The organism is Nitrosopumilus sp. b1 (assembly GCF_014078545.1).
GTDB lineage: Archaea > Thermoproteota > Nitrososphaeria > Nitrososphaerales > Nitrosopumilaceae > PXYB01.
Map to the genome: position 1 here is coordinate 430,718 of NZ_MU078723.1, position 10,043 is coordinate 440,760.

The window sequence follows — 10,043 nt, forward strand, 5'->3', positions numbered from 1 at the left end:
TAGAAAATCAAGGTTTTCAGATCATTGATTGTTGATTTACATCTAAAGGGGAATTTAGTGATAGTTGTTGGAGGAGGTGCAGAAGGCCTTAAAAAAATAAACTCACTACTCACACAAGACTGCAAAATACTTCTGATAAGTGATTCGATTAATACACAAATCAAAAAATATGTAGATTCTAAGAAAATTGAATTTCAAAATGCCAAATTGGATGAAACTAATTTTCTTTCAAAACATAAGCCCTACTTAGTTATGGCAACAACAGATAACAAAAATCTTAATAGAAAAATTGTTGAAGCTGCTAGAAAATTAAATTGTCTAGCATATGCATCAGATGACCCCGAGATTAGTGATTTTGCACATCCATCAGTAATTAACATTGAAGATACAATTCAGATTGCAATCTCAACAAAAGGAAAAAGCCCCGCAATGGCAAGAAGAGTCAAGATGCAAGCTGAGAGGGTCTTCAAAGAACTCATTACAAGAGAAGATATTGAATTAATCAAAATTCAAGAGATCGCTCGTCAAAATGCCAAAAAAGAAATTAGCACACAGATAGAACGAAAAAAGTACCTATACGCAGTAATTAATGATAATCAGATTAAACAGTTAATAAAAGACAACAAATTGGAAATTGCACAGAAACGAGCAAATCAAATGTTGAGGGACTGGAAATGAATCAAAATGTGATAAATGCACGGGTAACATTTCGTAATTCACCAATACATGTTCTTGAGCGATTTACTTTCAAAGATATAAAAAATGCTCTCTTGGAATTTAGAAAGTTTTCAGAATCAGAAGAGTGTGTCATTTTGCAGACTTGCAATAGAATAGAAATTTTTGCCACTGGGAAAAATTGCGACATAAAAAAAATCCAGAAGACTTGGGCATCACTTTCAGGATTAGAAGAAAGTGCATTCAAAGAAAATTTAGAGATAGAAATAGATGATGAGGCATATCTTCATTTGTTAAAACTTACTTCAGGTTTAGATTCAATGGTTGTTGGCGAAGAACAAATTCTCGGTCAAATAAAAAATTCCATTACAACTGCAAGGATCAATAAAGCATCAGGGGAACGACTCAATACATTATTTGACAAGGCCATCAGAATTGGAACACGTATTAGAAACACCACAGGCATCAGCAAAGGTGGAATTTCAGTAGGTTCTATGGCAGTAAAGCTTGCAGAAGAAAACATTGATGATCTAAAATCAAAACAAATCCTTGTAATTGGCACAGGCGAAGTATCCACACTTGTTGCCAAATCACTAAACCGACGAGGCTATGGGTTTTCTGTAACTAGTAGAACACTCCAACGTTCTCAAGCGTTTTGTGAAACTATGGGAGGTCAAGCAGTAAAATTTGAAGAAGTGCTCGGAGGTTTTGAAAAATATGATGTCATCTTTGTTGCTACAACAGCTCCATACTTTCTTGTAACGTATGAAAGAATTGCAAAGGCATTAAAAGATAAGAAAAAAGGTATGATGATTTTGGATTTGTCAAATCCAAGAACAGTTGATGAAAAAGTAGCAACACTGGGGAACATTAAACTGATGAACTTGGATCAAATTGCAGAAATGGTCGATAAAAACATGCGAAAAAGACAAGATAAAGTCAAAATAGTTGAAAATATAATTAATGAAGAATTACAAGTAATTGAGGCCTCTATGAAAAGACTGGATGCAGAACCAATTGTGAAAGACGTCTTCAAAAATATAGATGTCCTAAGAGAAAAAGAATTACAAAAAGCTCTTCAGATGCTAGGCGAAAATGATTCAGAAAAGATCAAAATTATCGAAGATTTAACAAAAGCTGTAGTTGAGAGTATTGTTTCAGCTCCAATGAATAATTTAAGAAAAGCATCTGAACAAGGAAATCCTGAAATTTTAGATGCAGCCAGTAAACTATTCAATTATAAGAAAAAAGAAACATAGGCAGAGCTAAGATCATATTTCATTAAATATGGTAAATGCCTAGCTCAGCCATGTCATCAAATGTTGAGAAAGAGACTTACTCATTTTATGACACATATACTGTAGATAGTGACATTGACATTAAACTTCCAAGAACAAAGATTCAATTTAAAAAACTTGATAATGGTTTCGCATATTTTCGAGAAGATTCTGAACAAAATACCATCGAGAAATCAATTCCATCAATGAAATCAATTCAGGTAACAATTGCACCTGTATTGCCAATTAATCTACCAGCGAAAAAAACCAACGGATTGATTTTTTTGAGACTAGACAAACAAATTCTGGTTACTCCAGAATCAAATGTAGAAATATCCATCAAAGTTCCAATAGAAATTGGAATTTTTATCAAATCAGAATTGTCTGCAGATATGCTAGATGTAATTACATGTGAACCGATGCATTCAAGATTTGGACTGTATGGGGTCCCGGATGGCGGGAATTTATGCATGTACTCGAAGGTTTCACAAATTTATGATAAATATCCGGAACCATATGTTTGGGCAAAGATGAGGATTACTATAAAAAATGAATTAAAACAAGGCGTAAAAATAGGCAAGTTTGTTTTTCCCATAACAGCACATAAGGTATACTATAAACAAAAATCAACAGAAGTCCACATTGATGATCTAACTGCCAGAGTATATTCAGACATCAGTGGGGAAAATATGGAATTGATGAAAACGGTTTTTGAGACAGCTGGAGAAGATTGGCAAGTATCAGATGCAGGAACTGACTCATCAGCAAGTTTTGTTATGGATAAGGGGTTTGATTAACAATGTTTGAATTTTTAAGCACAGACATTATGGATTCTGGAATCACAGTCTGGCAAATTTTGATCTCTGCAATAGCAGTAGCAGTCGGTGTCATAGTTGCCAGAATTGTTCGGATGATCTTTCAGAAGAAATTTGCCCCCACAATGCCAGTTCATACTGCTAAAAACATGACCAAATTCTTGTATTATGGAATTATTGTAATTACTCTTTTAGGAGTTACGACAAGTCAAGGTATAGATCTTTCGGGTCTAGTTGTTGCCGGTGGAATTTTTGGTGTTGTAATTGGTTTTGCAACTCAATCAGTGGTATCAAACCTAGTATCGGGAATTTTTCTATTAATTGAAAAACCTATCAAAATTAAAGAAAATGTTGAAATTCAAGGCTCAAATCTGCTTGGAAAAGTCATAGACATAGGTATTTTTTCAACAAAAATCCAGTTATTTGATGGAACCCTAGTAAGAGTTCCCAACCAGACAGTATTTACATCGGAACTGAGAACATTTGCACTTTCAGAAATTAGAAGAACTGACGTTTTAGTTGGCATATCATATAATGATGATATCGAGAAAGCAATCAATGTAATGAAGGAGGCCATAGCTGCGAAAGTTCAGTATGCATTGATTGAACCAGGGCCACAATTTTTTGTGACAGAGTTGGGGGACAACAGTGTAAATATTAAAGTCCAAGTTTGGTTCCCAAGGGATGATTTGCTAGAAGTAGTTCCAGGTTTGCTTAAGGTCTTAAAGAATGCATTAGATCAAGCTGGAATTGAGATTCCATTTCCACAAAGAGTTATTCATAATGCAAAATAGCATCATGCTACAACATTCCTTAAATTCTAAAAAACTACATTAGGTTCATTATGATAAAAATTCTCCTATTACTTTTTGTTTTTGGGATGGGGGTAAGTACAGCATACGGGCAGGAAATTCATGAAAAAAAGAGTTGGAGTGACTTGATAGATGAGGGAATCAAAATTGATTTTGACTCTCCTGAAAAATATATTGATGAAATAACTACTAACTTGGCTTCGGGTTCTACAGTAATTGATCTTGGACTGTACATAATTGGAATGGTAGTATATGCCATTTTCGTATGGCATTTCTATCGATTTATTGCAAGAAGAGAAATTATCAAAATTGATTTTGAAAAATATAACAGGAATGATAGGATTTCTCCCCTTAAAGTAACAGCTTTTGTGGCATCATATGTATTTCTCTTTCCAATAATCATCTACGTTTGGTTTTTGATATATTCCATGTTCATGTTTATTTTAGCAAAAGATATGCCTATGGGAGTAGTCCTATTAATCGCAATATCAGTAATTGCATCAACCAGGATTACATCATACTACAAAGAGGATCTTGCAAAAGACGTTGGAAAATTACTACCTTTTGCACTACTCGGTGTTTTTCTAACTAGTTCAGCATTCTTTTCAGATACCACAAATTTCTTTTCTGTTGAAGATATTGAAAAGAGATTTCAAGAGTTTCCCCTCTTTGTTAGCAGAGTAATTGAATTCATAATTTTGGTTGTCGTGTTAGAATGGATATTAAGAGTCATTTTTCTAGTTAAGCGAAGAATCATTCCAGCTGTGGAAGAAAAAGTAGAAGAGATAATTGAAGAGCAAATTGATAAAAAAATAAAAGTACATGTTGAAAAAATTCAAGAAAAACAAAAAGATATTGAAGAGAAGATTGAGGAAGTAGATGCAGAAATTGAAGAGAAGCTAGAAAGTGTTGAAGAGAAGATTGAGGAAGATGAATCTGAAAATAATAAAACTATAAAAAATGATGAATCCGACATTCCAAAATCAACAAAAGAACCTAATGATGATACCCTAGACACAGTTAATCAACTCATTAAATCAGGATTGGGGGATTTAGGAAGATTAGAGCACATACGAACTACCATTCAAAATGGAAAAACTCTGTTTCAGTCAGATAAAAAATACTTAGAAGAATTACAAAGGCGAAAAAAGAATTAAGTAAAGTATAAGAAACAAATGGATTGGGTTTCTAGTATGTCATTTCCAACCAGACGTCTAAGAAGATTACGCAATACTGAAAAAATGAGAGATTTGATGCAAGAGACAATATTAACGCCAAGTGATTTCATATGTCCGGTATTTGTTCAGGAGAATCTAAAAAGTAGAATAAAAGTAGATTCTATGCCAGATATTGAAAGATTGCCATTGGATGATGTTATAGACGAAGTTGGAACTATCTCTGATCTAAATATACCTGCAATAATGTTATTTGGAATCCCATCAAAGAAAGACGATGCAGGTACAGGTGCACTAGGGGAAAATGCAATTGTGCAAAAAGCAATTACACAAATAAGAAAAAATTATGGCGAAAAAATTGTTATCATGGCAGATGTTTGCTTATGCCAGTATACTACATCAGGTCATTGTGGACATGTTAAAGGAAATTCAATTGACAATGATTCGAGCATTGCAACATTAGCAAATATTGCAGTTAGTCAAGCAAAGGCAGGAGTAGATGTTGTTTCCCCATCAGCGATGATGGATGGACAGGTATTTGCAATTAGAGCTGCATTAGATGATGCAGGTTTTACCAATGTAGGGATTATGTCTCATTCAGCAAAACATAGATCATCATTTTATTCCCCATTTAGAGATGCTGCAGAGTGTGCACCTAAATTTGGCGATAGAAGATCATACCAAGTTCCATATACTAATGCCAGAGAAGCATTACGTGAAGTTGAAACAGACATCAATGAAGGAGTAGACATAGTAATGATAAAACCTGCTTTAGCGTATCTTGATTTAATTGCAGAAACTAAAAAAAGATTCAATGTTCCCGTATCAGCCTATAGCGTATCAGGAGAATATGCATTAGTCAAGGGTGCAGCCATACAAGGATGGGTTCCTGAAAAAGAGATAATCCACGAAATTCTTTACTCTATAAAGCGTGCAGGTGCTGATATGATGGTAACATATTTTGCTAAACAAGCTGCAAAATTTTTGCAAGAATCCAAATGAGGGACGAACAACGCTTTGAGATTGAGCGTGCGTTTGATTTACTGCCACATGTTGTTGGCTCAAGTTGGGCAGTAATCTTTTTTCGTCTAAACGGAATAAAAAATCCTACTAGGGAAGAATATCACAAAAAGGTTGTAGAATACTTTAATGAATTAGAACCACTTTTCCTGAAATTGCCAAATGATGAAAAGTTTCAAGAAATGAAAAAATACATTCAGAATAGAACAAAAATTGAGATTGATAAAATTATGAAAGGTGAAAATAAAGAAGTAGAAAAAAGATACGACAGATATGTTGATTATGGATAATCTATTTGTAAGATTCTAGTAGGTCAGAATTGTATTGAAGATGACCTTCTTTTTTTAATGTTCGAGTGATATTACTGATGAAATTCTTAATCAAAAGAAGCATCCTCCATTATCCATCCAAGACCAATCATGTCATATGCACAAAATTTTGGGTAATTTTGTCCAGATTTATTGAATTCGTGTGTGTTGTTTGAATCCAATTTTGGTGTTCTGTAAACTTGAATTGTTGACATGAATTACCATATATTATGGAATATATCGCAATACCCAGTAATCTGTGGCATGCCTAATCATAGTAATTGATAATGACTAAATCTCTTTTTTTAGTTCAGTAAGATAATTCTTGAGAATTTTGGTTCGTCGTTTAGCTTCAATTTTTGCAGATTTTGTGTTCATCATTTTTTCGAGTTTTAGTAGTTTTTTGTAAAAATGATCCAGTGTCCACTCTTGGTCATTTGGAGTTCTTTTGGAGCAGAATGGATCCTCGTTGTTATAGATGGGTCGCTTTTCTGAACCACCCACTGCAAACACTCTAGCAATACCAATGGCTCCAACAGCATCCAATCTATCTGCATCTTGCAAAACTTTTCCTTCCATGGTCTCTGGTACTTTGTTGCGTGAAAAACTGTGGTCCCTTATTGCATCTGAGATAATTTTGATTTCTCCTAAATTAAAATTATATTTTTTGAGAATTTGTTCTGCTTTCTGTGCACTTTTTATTGAGGAAGTTTTAGAACGTTTATCAGATTTTGGGTAGGACACTACATCATGCAACAGTACGGCACATAGTACCAGTTGAGTATTGACTTTTTCTTTTTCGCATAGTTTCTCTGCATTTTTGTAAACTCGCATTATGTGATCAAAGTCATGTGCAGAATCATTTACCATTCTTTTTTGTACTTCTTTTTTTAAACTATCAAGTGTATTCAAATTAAAATCTCCAAAGTTTTGGTCTGACAAATTTTAGTTTTCTTTGAGTTATTAATATCTGCCAGTTAATGGATGCAAATAAAATCACCACACCAACACCAACAGCATCTGCTAAAAGAATTCCAATGTATCTTTCTTCAAACATTTGTAAAAATGGTGTTAGTGCAATATTACTGAACAGTATCATGATATAGTACGATATTGCACGACCGCACCAAAACCCAATGTACAATCCAATACTTTTTGCTCGCATCAATCCATATGCAACAAATAACATGTTACTAGGAAGTGGAGTTGCTGCAAACAGAAAAGATGCTATGGTGTAGCCGTATCTTTTTTTGTTGAGATAGTCCCCAATGGCATCAAGGTTGGACTTTTGATCTTTTCCTACAAACCTTCTAAACATGCCAGTAATCTGTTTTAGGATGAATCTTCCTATAGTTGCACCAGTCGCCCCAATCAAGGCCAGAATTATTGGATCAAGGTTAGGGTCCAGTAGATAAAATGATGATAAGACAATCCAGGTTGGCGGCATAAGTAATGGAGCCGCATTTAATGCAATTAATAAAAACAGGATTCCAAGGTAGGAAAACTCACCAATTGTTTCAAAAAAGTCATCCATTTTCTACTATGTGGGCAATCTTTGCATCTAAACCCTTGGAATAGTGCATTTAGGCATGAAAAAATTTCAAAAAAATAATAATTTTTCAAATAAATTCAACTTTTTAGATCTTCTGATCACGAAATTGAAAAAAATGGATGAATCATGCAATATCTTTATAAGTAAAATTGCACATATATACCCATGACTGAGTCAGCCTGGAAGTGTTTTAGATGCAATCTAACTTTCAAAGACGAGGTTCATGCAAAGATGCATTCTGAGATATCAAGACATTCTACTTCTAAGGTCAAGATTCTAGTCGCATAAGACGAAATTTTCACATATTCGGTATTTTTTATTAATGAAAATTATGGTGCAGGAGGTGGGATTTGAACCCACGAACCCCTAAAGGAAAGGATTTCCTATTGTCATGATCTTGAGTCCTTCTCGGTTGACCGGGCTTCGATACCCCTGCAATGAGGATCTCATAAAGCCTGTATTTTTCAATTACGTTTTTGTAAAAAACTCAGATTTTACAAATTTTAATGAGTTTTAGAATGGATATGTAACACATCAATTATGATTCCAAAAAAAACTTTATAATTGCCTCGCAGAAACTGGATTTTATGAGTACTGTAACTGCTGAACAAGCAAAGAACATGAGAAGCGGTGTAAACATCGAAGGAACCGTAGAACGAAAAGGCGAACCAAGAACAGTAAACAAGAAAGCAGGCGGAACAATTGATGTTTGTGATGCTTATCTAGTTGATGCTGAAGGTGGAGAGATCAAACTCACATTGTGGGGAGATGACATTGCCAAAGTAAACGATGGTAATAAGCTAAAGATTACTAATGGTTACACAAATTCCTTCAAAGGCGAAGTTTCTCTAACCAAAGGCAAATTTGGTCAGATGGAAGTTATCTCTTAGAGATATCTAGATTCATCCTGTCCTTTTTTCCAATCAAATGCTGTGATTATAGCGCCAGCTATTACCACAATTATTCCAATTATCAGAATTATTCCAGCAATTGCTAATGGTACTAATGTGGTCATTAATGGAGAATTAGGATTAGAAAATGCTTCTGAATTATCAGGGTCTTCTGCAAACATCATTACAGCAAGAACTGCCCTAGAACCCTGGTTTGTAATCTCAAAATTGTACACCTCACTGCTAGGAGCTAAAAAGATCTCAAAGAGTACAGGTCCCTGCTGCTCAAAGACTCCAAGTGAATCTCCAAATATGTTTGATATCTCAATAGATAGATTATCATCTTCTTTGTAATCAATTATTTGCACACCCCAAAGAAGAGGAACATCAGAATCAGAAGTTGAAAATGAAAAGACAGAAGACTGTCCTGCCATGATTTCAGTCTCTACAGAGACATCATCAAACATGTCTTCTAAAAGTTCTGGCAGAATAAAGTTACCATCAAGACCGGTCTGAGATTGTGGGAAAAATGAGAAAACCATAGAAAATGAAGCTGTCGAAATTAGAATCCCAATTATTCCGATTACAATTCCGCGTTTTTTCATTTTTAGCTTATGTAGCCTAGGCTCTTGTCATCAGAAGGCCGAAACTGCGGAATCTGTTCTTGACTGCCCTTTGAAGCGGCCTGAGCCTGGAGGGTTTTGATTATTTCTTCTGTATCTTTTGCACGTTGTTCTAGCTCAGACATATCAATTGTAATATTCAAAATCTTACTAAGCGATTCTAAAACTGCTTTAGATGCATTGGCATCAATTACGTATCCAGATGTCTCCCCTAAAAGACAAATTCCAGGGATAGAGGATCTTTTTGCAATTCCAATTATTACACCATTCATTCCAGTGATGTTTCCTCTATTCATTGTAGAGACATCATATTCTGAGAACTGTTTTATTATATCACTAGAAGTGCTAGTGCCATACACCTTGGGAGATTTGGAAAACTTTCCTGTAATGTATGCTGCTAGTGTAAAAATTTTTTTTACATTAAGCTTTTTGCATAGGTTAATTATTTCATCAGTTAATGCATATTCACCTTGTGCAGATACTGGCTGTGCATCACCTGTAAGAAAGATTAACTCTTGAGAATTAATTTTTGCAGAATAAAGTGTATTCTTTACAAGATCAAGAGTGCCATCTTCTCGAATGGAAACTTGTGGTGGAAATGATGAAGAGTAGATATTTGCAAATTGTTTTGCCTGTAGCTTGTCAATCAAATAATCAACTGCAAGCTTGCCTACATAACCGCTTCCAGGTAATCCACATATTAATTGAGGATTAGAAAGATTCGGTAATTCAGAAATTTCTACAGATATCTTTTCATCAGACAATATTTAGCTTAAACCTACAATGCATATTAATCATAACATGCAAAGAAGCGATTTGTTTATCTTCTAGATTTTTTAGCCGATTTGCGTTTTGGTTTAGATGCTTTCTTTGAGCGCTTTTTGGTCTTTGGTTTT

Annotated in this window: 14 protein-coding genes and 1 tRNA gene; 9 read left to right on the plus strand and 6 right to left on the minus strand. The window is 34.5% G+C overall.

What is annotated here, in order from left to right; translation table 11 throughout:
* The first annotated feature begins 24 nt into the window (after positions 1-24).
* From C6988_RS08340 to C6988_RS08370, 7 genes are all read left to right on the plus strand, one after another.
* Positions 25-678: a precorrin-2 dehydrogenase/sirohydrochlorin ferrochelatase family protein gene (locus C6988_RS08340; RefSeq protein ID WP_182134582.1), complete on the plus strand. Its 654-nt coding sequence runs from the start codon at positions 25-27 to the stop codon at positions 676-678.
* The gene (hemA, locus tag C6988_RS08345) at positions 675-1,934 is read left to right on the plus strand and encodes a glutamyl-tRNA reductase (protein ID WP_182134583.1); all 1,260 of its coding nucleotides are present in this window, start codon (positions 675-677) and stop codon (positions 1,932-1,934) included. Before C6988_RS08340 ends, hemA begins: the two co-directional genes overlap by 4 nt.
* 50 nt (positions 1,935-1,984) lie before the next feature.
* Positions 1,985-2,749: a DUF432 domain-containing protein gene (locus C6988_RS08350; RefSeq protein WP_182134584.1), complete on the plus strand. Its 765-nt coding sequence runs from the start codon at positions 1,985-1,987 to the stop codon at positions 2,747-2,749.
* 2 nt (positions 2,750-2,751) lie between these two features.
* A complete protein-coding gene (locus C6988_RS08355; RefSeq protein WP_182134585.1) occupies positions 2,752-3,561 on the plus strand; it encodes a mechanosensitive ion channel family protein in 810 nt (269 codons plus the stop codon).
* A gap of 86 nt (positions 3,562-3,647) precedes the next feature.
* Positions 3,648-4,736: a hypothetical protein gene (locus C6988_RS08360; RefSeq protein WP_182134586.1), complete on the plus strand. Its 1,089-nt coding sequence runs from the start codon at positions 3,648-3,650 to the stop codon at positions 4,734-4,736.
* Positions 4,737-4,772: 36 nt separating this feature from the next.
* The gene (gene hemB / locus C6988_RS08365; RefSeq protein ID WP_182134587.1) at positions 4,773-5,756 is read left to right on the plus strand and encodes a porphobilinogen synthase; all 984 of its coding nucleotides are present in this window, start codon (positions 4,773-4,775) and stop codon (positions 5,754-5,756) included.
* Entirely contained in the window at positions 5,753-6,064 is a 312-nt protein-coding gene (locus C6988_RS08370) for a hypothetical protein (RefSeq protein ID WP_182134588.1), read from the plus strand. Before hemB ends, C6988_RS08370 begins: the two co-directional genes overlap by 4 nt.
* An 86-nt stretch (positions 6,065-6,150) precedes the next feature.
* Here C6988_RS08370 and C6988_RS08375 read toward each other — a convergent pair whose 3' ends face one another.
* The 3 genes from C6988_RS08375 to C6988_RS08385 all read right to left on the minus strand — a co-directional run bounded on the left by C6988_RS08375 (position 6,151) and on the right by C6988_RS08385 (position 7,616).
* A complete protein-coding gene (locus C6988_RS08375) occupies positions 6,151-6,297 on the minus strand; it encodes a hypothetical protein (RefSeq protein ID WP_182134589.1) in 147 nt (48 codons plus the stop codon).
* Positions 6,298-6,373: 76 nt separating this feature from the next.
* Positions 6,374-6,994 (minus strand): HD domain-containing protein, encoded by a 621-nt coding sequence (locus C6988_RS08380; RefSeq protein ID WP_182134590.1) that lies wholly within the window; start codon positions 6,992-6,994, stop codon positions 6,374-6,376.
* 1 nt (position 6,995) lies between these two features.
* Entirely contained in the window at positions 6,996-7,616 is a 621-nt protein-coding gene (locus C6988_RS08385; RefSeq protein ID WP_182134591.1) for a hypothetical protein, read from the minus strand.
* Positions 7,617-7,799: 183 nt separating this feature from the next.
* Between C6988_RS08385 and C6988_RS11100 the strand changes: the two genes are divergently transcribed.
* Positions 7,800-7,922 carry a hypothetical protein gene (locus C6988_RS11100; RefSeq protein ID WP_255464443.1) on the plus strand — a complete coding sequence of 41 codons (123 nt, stop codon included), beginning with the start codon at positions 7,800-7,802 and terminating at the stop codon, positions 7,920-7,922.
* A 44-nt stretch (positions 7,923-7,966) separates the two neighbouring features.
* On the opposite strand, the gene C6988_RS08390 is transcribed toward C6988_RS11100, so the two are convergent.
* Positions 7,967-8,070, minus strand: a tRNA-Leu gene (locus tag C6988_RS08390).
* Between the two features lie 151 nt (positions 8,071-8,221).
* On the opposite strand from C6988_RS08390, the gene C6988_RS08395 reads away from it, so the two are divergent.
* Complete coding sequence (locus C6988_RS08395) at positions 8,222-8,524, plus strand: single stranded DNA-binding domain-containing protein (protein ID WP_182134592.1); 303 nt, start codon at positions 8,222-8,224, stop codon at positions 8,522-8,524.
* On the opposite strand, the gene C6988_RS08400 is transcribed toward C6988_RS08395, so the two are convergent.
* Positions 8,521-9,129: a hypothetical protein gene (locus C6988_RS08400; RefSeq protein WP_182134593.1), complete on the minus strand. Its 609-nt coding sequence runs from the start codon at positions 9,127-9,129 to the stop codon at positions 8,521-8,523. The genes C6988_RS08395 and C6988_RS08400 overlap by 4 nt on opposite strands.
* A 2-nt stretch (positions 9,130-9,131) precedes the next feature.
* Entirely contained in the window at positions 9,132-9,911 is a 780-nt protein-coding gene (locus tag C6988_RS08405) for a proteasome assembly chaperone family protein (protein WP_182134594.1), read from the minus strand.
* Positions 9,912-10,043 lie beyond the last annotated feature (132 nt).